This window comes from Sphingomonas sp. CFBP 8760 (genome assembly GCF_014841615.1).
Classification (GTDB): Bacteria; Pseudomonadota; Alphaproteobacteria; order Sphingomonadales; family Sphingomonadaceae; genus Sphingomonas.
Genome location: NZ_JACYUG010000005.1, coordinates 163,942 through 183,032 on the forward strand (window position 1 = coordinate 163,942; position 19,091 = coordinate 183,032).

General features: G+C 63.0%; 18 protein-coding genes. 3 read left to right on the forward strand and 15 right to left on the reverse strand.

The genetic code is table 11. The features are described 5' to 3' along the window. Positions 1-165: 165 nt before the first annotated feature. From IFT82_RS08705 to IFT82_RS08720, 4 genes are all read right to left on the reverse strand, one after another. A complete protein-coding gene (locus IFT82_RS08705) occupies positions 166-1,296 on the reverse strand; it encodes a PepSY-associated TM helix domain-containing protein (protein WP_192125913.1) in 1,131 nt (376 codons plus the stop codon). A 2-nt stretch (positions 1,297-1,298) separates the two neighbouring features. Continuing rightward, on the reverse strand, positions 1,299-3,521 hold the full coding sequence (locus IFT82_RS08710) for a TonB-dependent receptor (RefSeq protein ID WP_192125914.1): 2,223 nt from the start codon (positions 3,519-3,521) through the stop codon (positions 1,299-1,301). An 86-nt stretch (positions 3,522-3,607) separates the two neighbouring features. Further along, the gene (locus IFT82_RS08715) at positions 3,608-3,976 is read right to left on the reverse strand and encodes a DUF2946 family protein (protein WP_342355082.1); all 369 of its coding nucleotides are present in this window, start codon (positions 3,974-3,976) and stop codon (positions 3,608-3,610) included. 354 nt (positions 3,977-4,330) lie between these two features. Further along, a complete protein-coding gene (locus tag IFT82_RS08720) occupies positions 4,331-5,296 on the reverse strand; it encodes a DUF4424 family protein (RefSeq protein WP_192125916.1) in 966 nt (321 codons plus the stop codon). A gap of 126 nt (positions 5,297-5,422) precedes the next feature. On the opposite strand from IFT82_RS08720, the gene IFT82_RS08725 reads away from it, so the two are divergent. After that, a complete protein-coding gene (locus IFT82_RS08725; protein ID WP_207105762.1) occupies positions 5,423-5,824 on the forward strand; it encodes a lysozyme inhibitor LprI family protein in 402 nt (133 codons plus the stop codon). A 111-nt stretch (positions 5,825-5,935) separates the two neighbouring features. Here IFT82_RS08725 and IFT82_RS08730 read toward each other — a convergent pair whose 3' ends face one another. The 9 genes from IFT82_RS08730 to ctrA all read right to left on the reverse strand — a co-directional run bounded on the left by IFT82_RS08730 (position 5,936) and on the right by ctrA (position 14,047). After that, the gene (locus IFT82_RS08730) at positions 5,936-6,913 is read right to left on the reverse strand and encodes a hypothetical protein (protein WP_192125918.1); all 978 of its coding nucleotides are present in this window, start codon (positions 6,911-6,913) and stop codon (positions 5,936-5,938) included. A gap of 33 nt (positions 6,914-6,946) precedes the next feature. Then, entirely contained in the window at positions 6,947-7,621 is a 675-nt protein-coding gene (locus IFT82_RS08735) for a hypothetical protein (protein ID WP_207105763.1), read from the reverse strand. A gap of 116 nt (positions 7,622-7,737) precedes the next feature. Then, positions 7,738-8,397, reverse strand: a complete 660-nt coding sequence (locus IFT82_RS08740) for a hypothetical protein (RefSeq protein ID WP_207105764.1) — start codon at positions 8,395-8,397, stop codon at positions 7,738-7,740. 418 nt (positions 8,398-8,815) lie between these two features. After that, positions 8,816-9,922: an NADH:flavin oxidoreductase/NADH oxidase gene (locus IFT82_RS08745; protein WP_192125921.1), complete on the reverse strand. Its 1,107-nt coding sequence runs from the start codon at positions 9,920-9,922 to the stop codon at positions 8,816-8,818. A 323-nt stretch (positions 9,923-10,245) separates the two neighbouring features. Further along, positions 10,246-11,007, reverse strand: coding sequence for a methyl-accepting chemotaxis protein (locus IFT82_RS08750; RefSeq protein ID WP_192125922.1), 762 nt, complete (start codon positions 11,005-11,007; stop codon positions 10,246-10,248). A gap of 6 nt (positions 11,008-11,013) precedes the next feature. Continuing rightward, positions 11,014-11,430 carry a globin family protein gene (locus IFT82_RS08755; RefSeq protein WP_192125923.1) on the reverse strand — a complete coding sequence of 139 codons (417 nt, stop codon included), beginning with the start codon at positions 11,428-11,430 and terminating at the stop codon, positions 11,014-11,016. A 227-nt stretch (positions 11,431-11,657) separates the two neighbouring features. Beyond that, positions 11,658-12,713 carry an NAD-dependent epimerase/dehydratase family protein gene (locus IFT82_RS08760; protein ID WP_192125924.1) on the reverse strand — a complete coding sequence of 352 codons (1,056 nt, stop codon included), beginning with the start codon at positions 12,711-12,713 and terminating at the stop codon, positions 11,658-11,660. A gap of 146 nt (positions 12,714-12,859) precedes the next feature. Next, positions 12,860-13,051 (reverse strand): hypothetical protein, encoded by a 192-nt coding sequence (locus tag IFT82_RS08765; RefSeq protein ID WP_192125925.1) that lies wholly within the window; start codon positions 13,049-13,051, stop codon positions 12,860-12,862. A 288-nt stretch (positions 13,052-13,339) separates the two neighbouring features. Next, the gene (gene ctrA, locus IFT82_RS08770; RefSeq protein ID WP_192125926.1) at positions 13,340-14,047 is read right to left on the reverse strand and encodes a response regulator transcription factor CtrA; all 708 of its coding nucleotides are present in this window, start codon (positions 14,045-14,047) and stop codon (positions 13,340-13,342) included. Positions 14,048-14,380: 333 nt separating this feature from the next. On the opposite strand from ctrA, the gene IFT82_RS08775 reads away from it, so the two are divergent. Continuing rightward, complete coding sequence (locus IFT82_RS08775) at positions 14,381-15,061, forward strand: ImuA family protein (protein WP_199860408.1); 681 nt, start codon at positions 14,381-14,383, stop codon at positions 15,059-15,061. Beyond that, positions 14,976-16,067, forward strand: a 1,092-nt coding sequence (locus IFT82_RS08780; RefSeq protein ID WP_244646612.1) for a Y-family DNA polymerase, incomplete at its 3' end; no start/stop codon positions are given. The genes IFT82_RS08775 and IFT82_RS08780, both read left to right, overlap by 86 nt. A 205-nt stretch (positions 16,068-16,272) precedes the next feature. On the opposite strand, the gene IFT82_RS08785 is transcribed toward IFT82_RS08780, so the two are convergent. Together IFT82_RS08785 and IFT82_RS08790 are read right to left on the reverse strand one after the other, a co-directional pair. Continuing rightward, entirely contained in the window at positions 16,273-18,348 is a 2,076-nt protein-coding gene (locus IFT82_RS08785; RefSeq protein WP_192125928.1) for a putative bifunctional diguanylate cyclase/phosphodiesterase, read from the reverse strand. Continuing rightward, on the reverse strand, positions 18,345-18,857 hold the full coding sequence (locus IFT82_RS08790) for a GAF domain-containing protein (RefSeq protein ID WP_244646613.1): 513 nt from the start codon (positions 18,855-18,857) through the stop codon (positions 18,345-18,347). The genes IFT82_RS08785 and IFT82_RS08790 overlap by 4 nt, the downstream gene beginning before the upstream one ends. Positions 18,858-19,091 lie beyond the last annotated feature (234 nt).

Sequence of the window (19,091 nt, forward strand, 5' to 3'; positions counted from 1 at the left end):
CGAGCGTTCCGGGAAGCCGCTGGTTCCGTGCGGCTGACGCCCGTCGACGATGTCGCCGTCAGCTTTGATTCCGGAATATGAATGAACGTCTGATTTCGAGGTGTCGAAATATGTCCGCGAACGTCCACTTTTGGGTCTTGCTGGAACCAACGTGTTTGATCCCGGCTATGATGGCCTGCCAGAGGATGCGGCCTTCCTGCGGCGCAGCCAGTGAAGGATACCGGTTGCGAGTAGCAGCGTGGGCACGAAGCCAAGCAGGACAGCAAGGACGCGTGTCGCCAGGCCTCCGATCGTTCCATCGTGCAATGTGCGCACCCAGGCTGCCATGGTGGTGCCGGTGCCCGCACGCCGAACATCATGCACCGCCAGAAGCCGGCCCGAAAACTGGTCGATGAAGACATAGCTGCCGGGGAAACGTCGATGGGGGTCGCCGGGCACCTGCAGCCGTACCCGGATCGCCCCGTCACGGGCATTCGGCACATCGATAAACATGATGCGGCCGTCTGGCAGCGCCCGATGCGCTGCGCCAAGCGCCTGAACGACCGTGATCTGCCTGGCTGCGTCGTCGCTCGACTTCGGGGCCGGTATCGCTGCCGGTGCCAACAGGACCCGCGTGACAGTGGGGAGCGCCAGCAACACGCCGGTCGCGACCAGCACGAACAGCAGCAACATGCTCCATAGGCCGGACAGTTTGTGAAGGTCGCGCAAGCGTCGGATCGGCACCGTGTCACGCTTGAAAGCGAGTGCCTTGCGCCAACTCCCGCGAGGCCACCAGGCCAGCACGCCGCTGACGAGCAGCACCAACATGGCCACACCCGACCAGCCTACCACCTGACTGCCGATCTCGCCTGCAAGCAGCTGCATATGGAGCTGGTAGAGCCAGCTCATGAGGTAGCGGCCCCACGGCTCGGCACGAACGATCCGTCTGCCATCGGCCGAGAACCAGATCATCTGGCGGTCGCCGTGACGGCCGGGGGCCGGGTAGTAGCGCGCCGGGATCAAACCACCCTCGGGTGTCACCTCCAACGTCCACTTGCCGCCCGGATCATGCCAGCGGCTGCGTCCGGTCGCCAGTGCGCGGTCCCAGACAGGTGCGGTCAGGCCGGGCGCAGCATTGTCCTGCCCGGCCTGGATCGCGGGGTGAAGCGCAGCGTCGATACCGGTGTAGAACACCAGCGCCGATCCGGTGAGACCCAGCACCGCGAACAGCAGTCCCAGGCTCAGCCCCAGCCAGAGATGGACGCGACGCACGAGGATACGCGCACCCGATGCCGTTGATCGCTGATGCCCGGTCATCGTCAGAACCGCGTCGCCAGCGCAACCTCGAACGATCGCGGCGCGCCGATATAGATATTGGTGGTCGGGTAGCCGGAATACTCGCCGTAGAAGGCGTCTGTCAGGTTACGGCCGCGCAGCGTCACGGTCGCCTGTGGGGCAACCGGGAACGACACGCTGGCATCGATCACGGTATGGCCGGCGACGCGGATGGTGTTGGCGGTGTCGGTGTAGAAAGCGCTGGCGTGGCGGAGGAATCCGCCTAGCGTCACCTTGCCGGCGATCGTGTAGAGCGCCGAGGCGTTGACCGTGGTCGAGGGAATGTTGATCGGACGGTTGCCGCGCCGGTCGATCCGCACGCCACTCACCAGCTCCGACAGTTCGTCATATTGCGCGTCGGTGTAGGAGACGCCGCCCGACAGGCGCAGGGCCTTCACTGGCACGACGACCGCCGACAGCTCGGCCCCCTGCGATGACTGGCGCCCGCCCTGGATCGTCAGCGCCGGGTTGTTCGGGTCGCGGGTGAGGATGTCCTTCTGCTCGATGCGGTAGGTGGCGCCGGTCACGCTTGCCCGTCCACCCCAGCCGCTCGCCTTGAACCCGGCCTCGTAGGCGCGCCCCTTGGTCAGCCGGAACCGGCTGTTGGCGATCGAGGCGAGCAGGATCGACGACACTGGCGATACCGCGGTCGTGTATTGCGCATAGAGGGTCAGTCCGCCGCCCGCGTCCCAGGTCGTTCCTGCGCGCCATGATATCGGATCGAAGGTCGGGCTGTTGCGATCTACCTCACCGGTCACATTCTGGATCGTGGCCCGGTCGAGCGTCATGTGGTCCCAGCGTACCCCGCCCACCAGTAGCCATTTGGGTGTCAGGTTCAGCGCGTCTTCCGCGAAGACAGAGGTCTGCTTCAGTCTGGAATCGAAGGTGACGTTGCCGGCGGTGAAGATCGCCGTTCCCATGGGCAGGGGTATGATCGCCGGATTGCGTACGTCCACCACCGGCAAGGCGGACATAGGTGCCGTCTGGCGGAGGCTGACGAAATCAGTGTCGTTATGCTCGACGCCCAGACTGAAGCGGTTGCGCAGGCCCCCAATGACGCTGTCATTGCCGACGACCCCGCGCGCGTTCCAGAACTGATGATCGTGGCGGAAATCCTGATAGGTCTGGCGGAAGCTGCCGTTCGGAAACGCCGTGGTGGGCGCGACGAAGGTTTGACTGTCCGCCAGCAGGAAGTCGCGCTTCGCGGTGTAGCCGGTCAGGTCGAGCGCGAACGTCCAGCCGCTGCCGATCGACCAGTCCAGTCTTGAGCGAACCGTTGTCTCGTTGGCGCCGGAATAGGCCCCTTGCGGATTGTAGTTGCGGCGTCGCAGTGCGCGATCGGCGACCAGGCCGTTCGCACTCGTTACCGCGTCGGTCGGACGCAGCGCATACTGGCCAGGGATCAGCGGCAGGCCCTGATAGGTCGCATCGTAGCGATCCTCGAAATGATCGACCGCGACCAGTAGTGACAGGCGGTCGCTTGGCCGCCACAGCGCGCTTGCGGTCAACCCAGCCGAGAAGGTGTCGTTGTTGTCGACATCGTAGAGGCTGTCCGACCGCTGGTAGCTCGCGTCTGCGCGCACCGCGATCGTCGAGGACACCGGCAGATTGACCCCGCTGGCCGCGAGCACCGTGTCGAAGCTCCCGACGGACAGGAGCGTGTCGAGATGGCTTTCGCCCAGGACCGGCTTGCGCGTTACCTTGTTGATGACGCCGGCCAATGCCCCTTCGCCGTAAAGGACCGAGGCCGGCCCTTTGAGGACCTCGATCCGGTCATAGTGCCAGTTGTTGCTGTCACGCTGGACGACGGTCGATGCCGACACCCGTACGCCGTCCTGGAGGATCGATACGGTATTGCCGGCAAAGCCGCGCATGGAGACGACCGCCGGATTGCCCGGCACGTTGCCGGCAATAGCGCCCACCACATCGTTGAACGTCTCACGCGCGGTGCGCAGGCCGCGCACCTGAAGATTCTCCTGCGTCAGCACCTCGATGCTCGCCGGCGTCTCGCGGATCGTCAGGCCAAGCCGGCTCCCTGCCTGCGCCTGATCGTTCAGTTTGAGTGGATCACGCTGGCCGTTGACGATGATCGTGGCAGCGGTGCGTTCTTCAGAGGTAGCGTCGTTGCTTCGCATCTGTGCGCCAGCCGGAAAGGCCAGCAGCAGGCACGGCGCCGCAGCGCCGGCCAGCAGGTAAGTTCGGATCATGGCAATACCTTCGACCGGCCCGGCGCGAGACGCGCACTGGGCCGCAGTTCACGGACGCGTCGCGTGAGGCGACGCGGAATGACAGGTCAGAGGTAAGCCGGGGGCCCGCGCAAGGGTGGTCGCAGGAACGCTGGTGGCGACGGGGCCGGCAGAACGGTCGCCGCTATCCCCATGGCCAAGACGAAGGCGATCAGTGCGGCAAGCTGGATCGGATCGATCGGACTTATGACCGCCGCTGACAGCCCGGAGAACGCGCAGGGCATCTCCGCCTTGCCATAATCCCTCGACTTACCGTGGTCTGCGGGATCGCCATGCATCTCAGACATGCCCATCGTCATTGCTGCGGGTGCGATGCCCGAGCAGATCGTGATGGCGAAGCGGCCGTGATCGTTTGCGATCATGTAGCCGGTCGGGACGAGCAGCTTCAGCAGCAGCGTCGCCGCGCAGATCAGCACGGCCAAGTGGCGTTGCGTCAGAAGATGCCGGATGGCCTGCACGCGAACTAACTAACTGTGGCGACAGGAAGTGTCACTGAGACAATCCGCCCCGCCACGGTTTTTCCGGAACTCCATGCGACGGGGTCGGAGGAGACCATGCTGGCGTCCTTTTCTCGATCCTCTGCGGGGGCAATGGAACGCTGCACGAGAGGACCTAGGATATACGATAACGGATAAAGATGGTCCGTAGCCTGCCAGCCGTCGGTATCTGAACCACACGGGCAAGAATGGTCTGGAACCCGATCAAGCAATCGTCCTCCTATCATGAGGAAGCGGCATCTCCGCGACGCCTGCAAACCCAGCTGTCAATCATCAGCGCGGCGTCACAATCAGCACGTACAGGTCGCGATCGGGGCGCCAGTTCGTTCGACGCACTTCAAACTGCGTCGGCGATATCTTACGCACGCCGTCCGCACAAAAACTGATGAGATTCGCGGCCGCACCCTTGTCGACGACCAACCGGAAACTGCCGATCGGCGCACGCCAGTTGGCACCCGTCTTGAGTACATAGCCCACACGATATTCTGGGAGAGCAGCGGATGCGGCCCCTGCGTGTTCGGCAAGCCTGGCGACACCCGCCAGAAAGCGCGCATCGGCGCAATAGCGCGCGACATAAGCCTTGCCCTGCCCGCTCCGCCGATAGCTGGACGCGACAAGGTCGGTGCCGACGCTTCCGCCGGTGCCGGGTACGTATCGATGTTCGACGATAAGGTCGCGACCGGCAGGGAAGACTTGGTCCCAGTGCCACGTTTCCCTGACGGTCCAGAGCGGCTCCAGATGTCCCGCCATGCCATCGCCGCCGTCTTCCGGTACGACCAGCCCTGCCGTGATCAGTCGCTGACGTTCCTGCCGGCCGAGCCGGTCAAGCTGCAGATCCATGTCGCCTGTAAGCGGAACGGCCAGTTCCGCCAGCAGCGACGTACGGTCCTCACCCCTCACCATCGCCTTGCGCTCGACCGACATCTTCACTGTCTTGCCGCCGACGAACGTCGCGAATTCCGTTGGGACGGCAACGTCAGCATAGTCGCGTTGGGCAAGGTCGTCGTCGGGCATCGGAAAGGCAACGGTGGTACGGACATCGGCCGCGGTGCGATTACGGAAGACGTAGCGCACCTTCACCAGTCCGGCCGACACGAACAGGTCTTCGGAGACCATGTCGATCGCGTCCGTGCGGGTCAGGACCAAGCCACCGGCCGCACGCTCCGCAGTGCTGTCATTGGCCCTTGCGGGTCCGGTGAGAAGCCCAGCGGTCGCGAGGAAAAGGGCAATCTTCGTCATGTTTCTCGCATCGACAGTCGTGGATTCACAAGCGGTTACGTGCTGGAGTGGCAAAGGGCTTGAGGCGTTGGCGCCGGCGCGTGGACACGAGGCGGGGATCGTAACTACATTGGTGTCGCAACGATCATGGCAGCAGGGGAACATTCAATGAAGTTAAAATTTTTGGCGGCAGCGGCATTTCTGGTGTCCGCCGGTAGTCCCGCGCTTGCCCAGGTGGCGCCGGCGGGTATCTCGGATCGATACACCGCCTGTGCGTCCCGAGCGGGAACAAACACGGTGCAACAGGGTATCTGCGCCCAGTCTGAGATCGCCGCCCAGGACGCGCGATTGAACAAGGCATATCAGCAAGTCATGCGTCAGCTGGCGAAGACGCCGGACAAGCGCCTGGCCCTTCGTACCGCGCAGCGTTCGTGGTTGAAGGCCCGGGACTATGAGTGCAAGATTGATCAGGAGACGATCAACAGCACCTGCCTGGTCATGAAGACTGCGACCCGTGCTAACGAACTCGAGAGCATGGTCCGCTTCTAGACCGACCGCATCATCTAGCAGCAGCTCTTCGCACCGTCCCGGGCATCATGACGGATGTCGGGACGGTGTGGAGCAAGTGCGATCTGGATAGGCCGGCCGGAGGTCACGGCATCAACACCACAATGCACCATCCAGCATATGAGGATTGGCGCAGCCGGACTGCGGCAGCGGCAAGGGCTGTCCTGGCCTCCACAAGCCGAGCCGCTGTTGAATACCCGGCATCTCGGAGTCGATGACCGCCAGACGGTTTCCGTCACCGTATGTCGTCGCGCTGCGGTAGCGCAGCACCTGCTTGTAGACGCCCGACGCGACGGACCGGTTGACGATGATCCAGAAACCGAATGGTGCGTCGCTGGTTGGTTCGGCCGAGATGATGGATCCTCTGAGTACGCCTTTGGCGATGTACCGTATTTCCTGATTGTTGTTCTTGCGGGTCACGTGCGCGTAAACCTGGGTAAACACATCCCGCCCGCGATCATATCCGAACAGCTGCGTTGCTACCCGCCGATCGCCGTTCATGGCCGAGAGGCTGCCGATCTCGACGAGCAGCAGGGTCGTTGTGTCACTGGGATGCACCAGGGCGACGTTGCCGAGAACATGGGGTTCGGAAAACACATCTTTCCCGTCCTGTGGCGTGAGGATGTCGTCGGCGTCGGGGCGGCAAGATTGACCGTTATCGTTGGTGATACACAGCGAGACTGGGCCTGGCGCCTCTTCGCCCGATAAACCCTCGACATCCTCACCCTGGGTAGCGATGAACTGCCAGGGTGATCGTGTCGCGAACGGTTTTGATAGGTCGATCGTCGATATGGCTCTCGCTGATGCTGCCCAGGTTTCAGCCACAGGCGACAATAACGCGCCAAGGATCGTCGCCAAGGCTGCAAAGCGCAACGTCATCGCCACTGTCTCTTTCCCACTCGACACGGCGTATCGACGTACCGTGTTCTCGATGGCAACTCCCGTCCCGACGAGACGGTAGGAATGCCCATTGCGTAAAACCTGGCATCGAGCATTCCGAAACTGCGAGTGCTTGGCGATCGTGGTGATCTTCGCGATCCGAAGGCATCCTGCCAGCTCGGCCGGATACACGTCGCTTCCGGCCGCGCGCCTGCCGCAAAACGATCACCGTGGCGGGCGAGCCTCACCCTCTTCAGCCATCCGCCGAATATCCGCGCCTGCCTTGCGCATTGTATCCTCCGCGCCACGTGTCGCAGCCAGAAAATCCTCCTGAGACGCCACGGCGTAATTGCACCCGACCAGCAGCATTTTCGGTGTCAACGACGGCGGCCCCTTCGTGGACTTCGGCGTCGGATCAGCACCGAAGGCATCGAGCAACACTCTCGCCATCGCATCGCCGGTCGGCGCGAACCCGCCGATCATCGGCCCGGTCTCGGGATCGACGAAGCGGTAATATTGTTCCGTCATCGCGATCGGCGCGCGTGCCATCTTCTGGGCAGCAATCACCCGCTCGGCGCTTGCGCGGGGCAGCAGCGCGATGACCCAGTCGCTCATGAAATAGACGTGGTCGACCGGCTCCCCGAACACCGAGACATCTCCCTCGACCGCGAAGCCATACAACCCGATCATGCCGTCGAGTGCCTCGGGCAATTTACTTGGGCGCATCCACGCCGGCGGGCGATTCTGCAGGAAAAGCAGCTCGGCGAAGGTGCCGAGCGCGTCGCGCGACTGGCAGGACAGCACCTGCGTCAGCGATGCCGGCGTCAGCACGGCCTCATGCTCGGCCTGGGCTACGGATGGCGATGCCGCCAAAGCGCTAGCGAGCGCGGCGGTGACCATCGCTCGCACGGGAATACGCCTCGGGGCAGAGCGCGTCGGCGCCGTGGTCGCGCGGTGGTGGCGATGATCCATGCTCGGGGTGTTACCTCGCCGGTACGAAGGATCAACTCCGGCTTTTATGGATGCCGTTCGTACCGGCCCTTACCCGCGCCGTTCAGGAGCAGCGCACCATGGTCGATCCGCAGCCGCAATTGCCGGAAGGCCGGCTCTGCGCCAGCGCTGGGTCCGGCGTCCAGCACGAGCATTTCGCCGTCGATCCGCCACTTGCCCTCCGCCGCCTGATCCGCGGCACCATGGCTCATGAACCAGGCGAAGCTTCCATCGGGACTTAGCACCAGCTCAGATCCCGTCTCCATCACACCTGACAGGTAGTAATGACCGGTGAGACCGCGGCTAGCGCCGGATTCAACCGCTGATGCATCCGGAGCGTAGCGGGCGTTGCACTGCAACTCGCGCATATCGTGCGACAACATGTACAGGAACGACGTCATCGGATCGTCCGCGTCAGCGTTCTTGTGGACGTAACGCCGCCCGCCCCCGAGCACGAAGGTCATGAAGCCACCGTCGTCGATTTCGAACTCGGTGATTGCTCCCCGATCGTGCGGTGCCTGATACGTCATCGTCACCAAATCAAAGCTGTAGCTTTCTTTGACCTCGCTGCCGCGGCGCTCGCAGGTCTTTGCTTCCCCGCATGCCCAGGTCGTGACTGCCGTACACCGCAGACCCATGGGTGACCGTGTCGCGGCGGACGCCCCGGCGGTGACTAGCAACCCCATGGCCGTCACCGCCGATTTAACTCGCTTCAATCCGATTCATCCCCCAGCCGACACTCCGGAGCGGCACGTAGCATGACGCCTCCGAGCGAAAAAGTTCGTGTTTTCGAAGGTGCGCCGTCCCGGCCCGGGCCCCTATACCTGACCCAAAGCTGGCGCTCGCAGAAGCTGTTGCGCAATTTGAAGCGGACGTTGCTAAAGGACGCGCTGGCGTCACGTTCAGGCGTATGGGCCCGTGCCTGGCGCTAGGGCGACCGCCATTGGCCGAAATCACCGCCCCAAGGCGGCCGGACCACTCACCACCAGATTGCGATATTTGTGAATGATACGCTGGCTGCCAAAAGCAGTCATAGCGCGGAAATGAATGAGCGTCAGAAGTTGGGAGGCGGGGAAGGGTATGTGAATGTCTGTTTGTGGGTGATCATGGCGAGCCGAACAGGTCGCGGAAGCGACGTGGCTGCGAGCGTAGATACTGGGGCGGCGCCTTTACCTGGGCACCGAGATGCGCAGCTGCGTGCCAGGGCCAGCGCGGATCATAGAGAATCGTGCGGGCGAGCGCGATCATGTCAGCGTCACCGGTGCCAACGATCGCTTCCGCCTGCTCATAGTCGCTGATCAGACCAACGGCGACGACGGGCATGCTGCATGCCTGCTTGACGGCGCGTGCCAGCGGCACCTGATAGCTGGGGCCGACTGGGATGTCCTGACGAGGGTCAAGACCGCCACTGGATACGTGGATGGCAGCACAGCCGCGGGCCTCAAGCGCCTGTGCAAAGGCGATCGTGCCTGCAATATCCCATCCACCCTCTACCCAGTCGGTGCCTGACACACGCATGGTGACGCCCCGGTCAGCGGGAAAGGCGGCCCGAACCGCGTCGAACACCTCGAGCGGAAAGCGCATCCGGTTCTTCAGGCTGCCCCCATATTCGTCCTCGCGCCGGTTCGACAGCGGCGACAGGAACTGGTGAAGAAGGTAGCCATGCGCGGCGTGAAGCTGGATCACGTCAATACCCAACCGCGCGGCGCGCCGAGCGGAGGCAGCAAAGCTGTCGCGAACCCGCCTCAGTCCGTCTTGGCCAAGTGCTGTCGGTGGCGCCCCATCGGTCGCGAAGGGAAGAGCGGACGGTGCCTCCGTCTGCCAGCCGTGAGCGGCGCCAGGGGGTAGTTGCGCGCCTCCCTTCCACGGCACCTCGGTCGATGATTTTCGCCCGGCATGCGACAGCTGGATCGCGATCGGCATGTCGGACCACCGACGGATGCCGTCCAGCACCCGTCCCATCGCTGCCTCGGTGGCGTCATCCCAGAGGCCGACATCGGCATAAGTGATGCGCCCCTCTGGCACGACGGCGGTTGCCTCGATCGTCAGCAGTGCTGCGCCCGAAAGCGCCAGCTGACCAAGATGGATCAGATGCCAGTCGTTCATGCAGCCATCTTGCGCTGAATACTGGCACATGGGGGCAATCACGATCCGGTTCGTCAGGGTCAGCCGACCAACCGTCAGCGGGCGGAACAGTGCCGGGATCGTCATGGCGTCATGGCCGCATCTGATACGATCATAACCTCGACGCGCGGATCGTTCATCTCTGGGTACTCCGGTGCCCTATGCCCCGATGGTGCCAACGGCGAACCCGGCAAAGGGTTTCTGGCAGCGTCGCCACCGCCATGAGCCATTGACGTGGTGCTAGACCGTCAATGCGTGTTTCAGCGACCCCGCATCGTCGCAGTTTGGCAGTCTACCATCCAGATTAACGAATGGCGGAAATCAGGGAGCGAGGAAAGGTGCCTGAACGTCTCGTTGTGGGTCGAATTTTCAGAGACAGAAGCTAAGTTGGCGAACACACGCCACATGCATCATGCTGACGTCGAATCTAGGGGTACCCTTGCGAGCTTGGCAAGCTGGCGTGCCAGCACCTTGACCGCGACTGCGTTGGCACCGACACGCCCGATCGCAGTTGCCGTTTGATCAGCCGCGTCAGCCGTGTCGGCCGTGATTATGGCCAATTCCGCGACAGCCTCACGTTGACGCTGAGCCTGAACCAGCGATGCGCACAGCAACTTGTCCTGCTCAACGGTCAATGCTTCATGCGCCGCAACGACCTTATCTGCGGCACCGACATCGCGCGCGATGGCTGATGCGCGGGCACCGATGTCATCGGTGGCTCGCTTGGTACGGCCGGTCAATGCCGACATTTCTGCTGCTACGACAGCAAAGGTTCGACCTGCGTCCCCCGCTCGCGCCGCCTCGATCCGTGCATTGAAGCTGAGCATCTGACTTTCTCGTGCAATCACGGATACATCCGCACTGATCAAGGCAACGCCCTGTGCCGAACTCGTCAGCGCATCGATCACCGGCTTGTTGATCGCCAGACCAGCGCGGATATGGGCCAGCGTATCTGCTTGCCGGCGCGCACTCTCTTCAATCGCGCCAGCCGCTTCCGCTAACATCGCGGCCAGATCGGCGATACGGTGAGCCTGCTCTACGGTTCCTCGCACAACCGCAGTTGCCGCCTCGGCTTCAGATGCCACGCACCCGGCAATATCGGTCAGGCGCGTCGCCATGGCGCGAAGCTGCACACGCAGCCCGTCGTCATTGTACGCCATGATCTCGCTCATGGGAGGTCAGGCTCGCGCGCGAACCGCAGCTAGCATGGTATCGGACAGAATACGGTAGGCAGCGATCCAGGCTGCTTCCGTATCACGGTCAAACGCGTGCCCAAGGCCTACACGTAGCGTTTCCACCAGTGCTGAACCGACTGCAGCGTAATGTGGTTCGCGTGCGCCATAGGCGACATGGCGGATTGCCAGCTCGCGCGCGACCGGCACAATTGTATCTAGCGGATCCAGTGCGTCTACGACTGTGGCCAGGGTCAAAAACAATTTACGGCCCTGTTCAGCCATATCGTGGCTGAACAGGGCGCGGGTGTCGGGTGCGATCTCAAAAAGGCGACGGTAAAACTCTGCCGCTGCCGCATCGGTAATCGGCACTACCTCGGCAAAGCTGTCCTGCACCAGGTCAATCTGTCGGGCTGTAAGCATGAGCGATACCTATGCTCGAATTGCACTCAAAACGATTAAGATTTCCACGTTTTGGTGTTCATCACGATATTCGAAGCCGTAACATCAGGCGGCAGAGCGACCATGAACGAGCGTCTGAAGGTGGGGAGCGGGGAAGGGGGCGGGAGCGGCCGGGATTAGGTCAACCCGCTATCGTCAGCTGGCGAAAGGTCGTCGCCCTCTCGCGTACGAAGCGCCGAACCAAGCCGTTACAGCGCCATCTGGCTGACTGGTTTGATTTGAGGAATTACGCCCGCAGCCTGTTGACGCTCGATCGCCCGGATCAAGGCATCAACGGGGTCAAGATCCTCATGGAAGCCGGCGAGACGGATTTTGGTCATATCGGAGACTACATCGGCTTCGGTGCCGAAGATGAAGTCGCCAAAGCCCCACCCCACCGCCTTTGTGAAATCGGTCTGGAGTAAGCCCGTGGATAGCTGGCGCCAGACGGGCTCGAGCGCGGGCATATGGGTGGCGAGCGTGAATGGAATAGGCTCGCCATTCTCGAGGCCGAAATGCCGGGCAACCTTTTCCCACAGGCGCCGCCAGCGGAACGGGGGATGAACATAGTTGAACGCCTGATCCGCTGCTTCGCTGGCAGTAGCGGCCCATAGGCTCGCACGCGCCAGCGCATGTGCATCCGTTACCTGAACCAAACAATCATCGTAGGTCGTGCGGGAGCCCGGGAAGCGGAAAGCCGCCCCGTCCGCAGCAGACAAGGCGGCGTAGGCGCCGATCACCGTCGCGATATTCATCGCATTGCCGGCTGCGTCGCCGACGACAACGTCGGGTCGCAGGATCGACCATTCCGGTCCACCCGCAGCGCGGCGCCGTTGTAGCTCGCGCTCCTGCGTAAAATAGAAGTTCGGCCCAATGGGCCGCGGGTTCTCGTCCTCGTAGAATGGCGTCGTCACTGGTCCGAGGTGAACGCCGTAAACTTTCGCCCCCTGGTACAGCACCACCCGCTCGATCGGGGCACTGGCCGCCTCCAGACCATCGAGCAGATTGCGGAGCATGGCTGAATTGCGCGTGTCTTCCTCTGCCAGGCCGCCGCCCGGTCCATAGGCCGCATAGAAGACGTGAGTGACATCGCCTGCGCCTGCTAATGCAGCTCGGCTTGCCGCAGCGTCACTGAGGTCGGCAACAACTTCACCATGGCTACGCGACAGGGCCACCCCACGCCAGCCTGCCGTTCCGGCAATCTCTTCGAGGAGAGCCTTGCCGATGATGCCACCTGCACCGGCGACGAGTGCAACGTTGGTCAAAAACCTGCTCCAGGATCACTGCGGGAAGGCTGACAGAACGATCCGCGCCGCCAAACTATCCGGCTGATCGGCACTCGTGTTGGTGCTCTCAAGGTAATCCGATATCTGACGCGGCACCTTCATGAGTGACTACCGGACCTGAAGGTTCAGGGAACACCAAATATCAAGCGAGGATGGCTGTATATGACCTTCTCATCTTCGTTGCGTATTTCAACCCGTTCATGCTCGCCGCTTCGTACGGCATCCTCAGCATGAACCATGGCCTCGCCGAGCTTACCCGTAACTGGCTCGCGGCTAATTTCCCTGGCATCTTTCAAATAGACCATGATGTAGCTCATCGGCACCCTTCCAAATAGCTGACGTGGGCGTGCCGTTGCTAAGGTACAAGGCCAGCACAGCAACGATGCCGTATACCGCTTTGTCAGCAAGCCTCACTCATGCACATTTCAGTCAACAATACGTCAACGATCATGCCGCTGACACCGTAGGAACAAGGCGAAAGAGGAAAACATTATCTTGTTACATGCTAAGCAAGTTGCCGATAGTGGTTGGCATTCGAACTGCTGACGGTTTGCGTTCATGGCAAGTGCCGCCGTCTGCTGGCCGTTTCAAGAGGCAGTCATGGCCTATGCAGCAATGCCGGCTGCCGCATCAGCCACATCCGGGTCACGCAGCATATACCCACGCCCCCAGACGGTCTCGATGTAGTTCTCACCTCCGCATGCCAGGGTGAGCTTCTTGCGCAGTTTGCAGATGAAGACGTCGATGATCTTGAGCTCGGGCTCGTCCATGCCGCCATAGAGGTGGTTGAGGAACATGTCCTTGGTGAGGGTCGTGCCCTTGCGCAGCGCCAGCAGTTCCAGCATCCCGTATTCCTTGCCGGTGAGGTGCACACGCGTGCCATCGACGTCGACCGTCTTGGCAGACAGGTTGACCAGCAGCTTGCCGATCCTGAGCACGGATTGCGCATGGCCCTTGGACCGGCGGATCACGGCATGGATGCGTGCGGTCAGTTCGTCGCGGTGAAACGGCTTGGTGATGTACTCGTCGGCGCCAAAGCCAAACGAGCGGATCTTGCTGTCGATGTCGCCAACCCCCGACAGGATCAACACCGGCGTTGCGATGCGCGCGGTGCGAAGCCTCTTGAGGACGTCATAGCCATGCATATCCGGCAGGTTCAGATCGAGCAGGATGATGTCGTAATCGTATAGCTTGCCGAGGTCCAAACCCTCTTCGCCCAGATCGGTCTTGTCGACGATGAAGCCCTCGGTGGTGAGGATCAGCTCGATGGCCTGCGCCGTCGTTGGCTCGTCTTCGATCAGCAGAATGCGCATCGTCACATATCCCGGGAAGGCGCGATCTCGCCTACTGACGGCATTCGTAACCGGATAAGGTTAACAGACTGGTAGTGCTCGGTATTTCTGGCGCGAGCTATCGCCGGACACGTGGATAATGGCAGCGCATTTGCGCGGGTCGTAGTCAGCGCCTCCGGGCAACTGAATGGGTGAGCCACGATGGGACGCGCAAAGGGGGTTGCAATGTTGGAGAATGTCTAGGAACATAAAGGGAACGAATCGAGTATAGCCCCTATGTCCGCCTTTGCTTCCCTAGCGCCCAGCATAGCGCAGCTGCGGACCATCGCCACGCCGGTGACCGACTACCGCGTGATGCCGTTCGGTATCGAGGCGATCGACGGCCGGCTTGGGGCAGGGGGCTTGCGGGCAGGCGCTCTCCACGAGGCAACCGCGCGGACCGGATCGCTGGCCGACGACGCGGCCACGACGCTGTTCCTCGCCGGGATCGCGGCCCGTGAGGCGGCCGGTACCGGCGGTCCAGTGCTCTGGGTAAGCTGCCGATGTGACCTCTACGCACCCGGTCTCGCGCAAGCCGGCCTGCCGTCAGCCAGTGTCATCCACGCCCAGCCCCGTGACGATGCCGCGCTGCTGGCGGTGATTGAGGATGCGGTGCGCGACGGCACGCCGGCCGCGATCGTCGCGGAGGCGAGCAAGGTATCGATGGTCGCCACCCGCCGCCTGCAGCTGGTCGCGGCCGAGGCGGACATGCCGGTGCTGCTGCTGCGTCGTCGGCGTGGCCTGAATGAAGACCCGTTTGCCGAGCCGTCCGCTGCGTGGACACGCTGGCGGATCGGTACCGCGTCGTCCGAGCGGCTGGATGTCGCGGGTGTGGGAAGAGGGAGATGGTTGGTTGAACTGGCACGGCAACGTGGCGGTGAAGGCTTTTCCCTGATCGTGGAGGGTAGCGATGAGACGGGTCGTCTCGCTGTTCCTGCCGGACTTGGCCATCGAGCGGCTGAGACGGTTGGAACCGCCCGCTTCGCGGCTGCCTGACCGGGTTGTCCTCCAGCTGCCGGTCGACGATGATCCGGGTGCCGGTTCGGTGCCGCGGGGCGGCGGATGGCGACCAGGTGCGCGGTGGGCACGCGAAAACGCGCCATCACGCGGCGACATCGAGACGCAGATCGCCGCGCTGCCCGTTCACGCCCAGCCACCCATGCGCGAGCTTGGTCGACGCTCGGAAGCGGCCAGCCATCCCTACAAGGCAAAACCGCCGGCAATGCGCCAAGTCGTAGCTGTCCTTGCGCCAATCGAGCATGCGCCGCTGGCGCTGGTCGGCAAGGTCGGCCGACGCGAGGAGGTGGTGGCCGCCTGCACCGGCGCCCAGGCGCTTGGCATCCACCGCGGCATGGCCGCCACCCACGCTCGCGCGCTGGTCTCCGATCTCGACTTCCGTCCGGCCCAACCCGAAGCCGACGCCGCGATGCTCGACCGGCTGGCGTTGCTCGCGGTCAGGCGCTGGTCGCCGATCGCGGCGGTAACCCCGGCAGATGGCCTCTGGATCGACCTCGCCGGTTGTGACCACCTCCACGGCGGGGAGGAGCGGTTCTGCCGGCGGTTGCTCGCCTTCTGCCGGCGTGCCGGCTTCACTGCGCGTCTCGCTGTCGCGGACACGGCCGGTGCCGCCCACGCTCTGGCTCGCTTCGGGCAAAGTGACCTCATCCGCGTCGAACCGCGAGGAACAGTGGACGCGATCGCACCACTGCCGATTGCCGCACTGCGCCTGGCACCCGCCGCGTTGGCGGCAGCGCGCAAGTTCGGCTTCGAACGGGTCGCCGACCTGCTGCCGGTCGCGCGCGGGCCGCTTGCCCGCCGGCTTGGCCTCGCGGCGATCACCCGGCTCGATCAGGCGCTGGGAGGCGTCGCCGAGCCGATCACGCCGCGTGACGATCCAGAGGTGCCGATCGTCGAGCGCCGCCTGCTGGAGCCGATCGTCACCGCCGAGGCGATCGAGCAGGTCATCGCCGACCTGTTGGCGGACCTCGCCGAGCTGCTGCAGNGCTCGATGGTGTTGGTTTCGGGGGTCATGAGATTCCTGAAATGATGCGGAAGGCTTGATGCATTGGGTGCTGTCAAACGCTTATCAAGCACATAGGTACAAGACACTTCCTGTCAACGGTTAGGTACGAGACATGCCTCACATCGAGAAACAGCCAGCGAGATTGCGATATAAAAGTAGAGAAATCACTTTCTGCTTGAGCGCGTCAAAGCGTTGTGACGTGAGTTCGCGCCGCTGCCGGGTTGGCTTGGACCGGGTGAGGTTTAAGCATCATCATCCGTCTGACGTGTTCAGGATCGATGAGACGGCGTGAAGGTCTGCCGATGATGTAGCCCTGAACCGCAGAGCATCCTTCCCGCGCGATGATTGCCAGCTGTGACGGCTGTTCGACCCCTTCCGCCAGGACTGCCATATTGAGCATCTTGCCCAGCGTCGCGACGGATCTCAGGATCAGGACCGCCTGCTCGTCATGGTCGATCTCGGCAACGAACGAGGCATCTAGCTTGATGCAGTCGAACGGAAACGACCGCAGCACGTCGAGCGACGAGTAGCCGATGCCAAAATCGTCGAGCGCAATCGCGATACCCATCGCCTTCAGCGCTCGCAGTTGCTCAAGCGCGAACCGGCGGTCATCGATGATCGCGCTTTCGGTCAACTCGAGCGTCAGCCGTTCGGCGGGCAGTCCGCTTTCGACAAGAGCGGCGCGTACGGTCTCGACCAGACGGGGGTCGCCCAAGTGCTTTGGCGACAGATTGACCGACACGACATGCCGGTTCGGCCAGAGGGCGGCTTCAATACAAGCCTGGCGCAAAATCCAGATGCTCAGCGGTACGATCTCGCCGCTTTCCTCTGCCAGCGGGATGAAGCACGCCGGTGAGATCATGCCCCTGGTCGGGTGGTTCCAGCGCACCAGCGCTTCGTAACCCTTTATCTCGCCGGTCGGGAGCGATGCCTGGACCTGGTAGTGGAGCTCGAACGCCCTGGCCTCGATGGCATTGCGCAGATCGGCGACGAGCTCACGACGCGCACGTACCGCATCGTCCATCTGCGCGTCATAAAAGCACGGCTCCGCCGAATGGGCGGCCTTGGCCCGGTACATGGCAAGGTCGGCCTTTGCGAGCAGGGCGTCGGGATCGAAGCCATCGTGATGGGCCAGTGCAACGCCGATGTTGGCACCGATCGAGGCGCTGAAGCGATCGAACACGAACGGGTGGTCGAAGGCGGCGCGCACTCGCGCGAGAAACCGCGTCAGGTCGTCCGGCTCCTGATAGGATATGACCGCGGCGAATTCATCGCCGCCCAGTCTCGCCACGCATTCCCCCGGTTGCAGATTGGCCGAGAGCCGGGCCGCCAGCGCCATCAGCACCTGATCACCCGCCTGATGGCCATAGGTGTCGTTGACGACCTTGAAGCGCGAAAGATCGAGCATCGCGATCGCCATGCAGCTGTATCCGCCCTTCACCTTGAACCGGCGCTCCAGCTCCTCGTTGAAGCTCATCCGGTTGGGAAGATCGGTCAGGGCATCATGAAGGGCCATGCGCCGCAGCCGGCGGTAGGATTCACCCCGGGTGTGACCATCGATGAGGGCGCTGATCGCAGCACAGCCGACGATGATGCCTGCCGCCACCGCCGTCGTGACGGCCAGCGTCGTCATCGTCAGATCCGACAGCCCGTCACCCAGCTTCAGCACGGCGATGCTCACCGCCGCCATGCCGGTGAAGTGCAGGGCGGCGACCGCCAGGGCGAGTAACCCGGCAGCGCTTACGCTGCTGCGGACATCACGCCCGCGCAGGACGTGGAACGCGGCTCCCGCAAGCAGTGAGGAAAGGGCTACGGATGCAGCGACATACCGCCCATCCCATGTGACCAGGCCATCGACCCGGTACGCGGCCATGCCGAGATAGTGCATGATCGAAATCGCAAGGCCGACGATCCCGCCACCGAGCAGCCCTGCCCATCGTCGTCGATGGACGGCGATCGCCAGGCCGGGCGCCGCCAGCACGATGGCGGCGAGCAGGGAGACGAGCGTCAGGACCGGATCGAGTACGACCGGGGCACGGGTGCGAAACGCCATCATGGCGACGAAATGGGTTGCCCAGACCATGGTACCCGTTCCCACCGCCGTCAGCACGATCCAGCCGAGGCGGCTATATCCCCCGGTCGATCTGATCCGGCCGGAGAGCTGGATGGTCGCCGCCGAGCCCACCAGCGCGACCAGAAGCGCCAGGACGACGAGACGCAGGTCGTGCTCCTGCGCAATGCACCAGGCGACCCGCATCATGCCGCATGGCCCCAGATATCCAGCCGGGCGTCGAGCGCCATCGATGCCTGCCGTGCCAAGCCGAGCAGGTAAGCGGTCTGATCCGCCGATGCGGGTAGACGCCTGACGGTATCGATCACACACAGCGTGCCGACATCGATACCGCTCAGCAGTCGCAGCGGCGCGCCGATATAGTAACGGACCCCCGGGTCGCCGGTCACGCTGGGCAGATGCGCAAAGCGGGCATCCACATCGGGATCGCAACATTCCAGTACGCCTGGATGATCGATCGCATAGGTGCAGAAGCTGTTGCTCCTGACCATGCAGCCGATCGGGAAACCGTGGCTGGCCATGATCGACTGCAGGTCGTCATGGATCAGGGTCAGGGCGGCGATGGGTGCATTGAACGCCAGTGCCGCATCATCGGCGAAACGCGTGAAGACAGGCTCTGCCGATGCATCGTGGCTGGAGAGGCCATGTACGACATCGGAACGGCGTCGTTCCCTGAACAGGTTCTTGAACATCAGCATCCCTACCACCGCTGCCAAAGCGATAATAAGGCCGGGAAATTAAAGAACTTTCATCGCCGCGGCATGACGGCTCCATCGTCGCATCGGCACCGCGATGTGAGGCCCAGAGTGGCGCAGCGTCTGGCTGGGGCAGGGTGATTTAGGTGAGAGGTTCTACTCCCCGGCCGTTCCCAGGTAACGATGCACGTGGCGTCAAAACCCCTCGAGACTGTTGAAAAAGGGCTGCTTGGGATC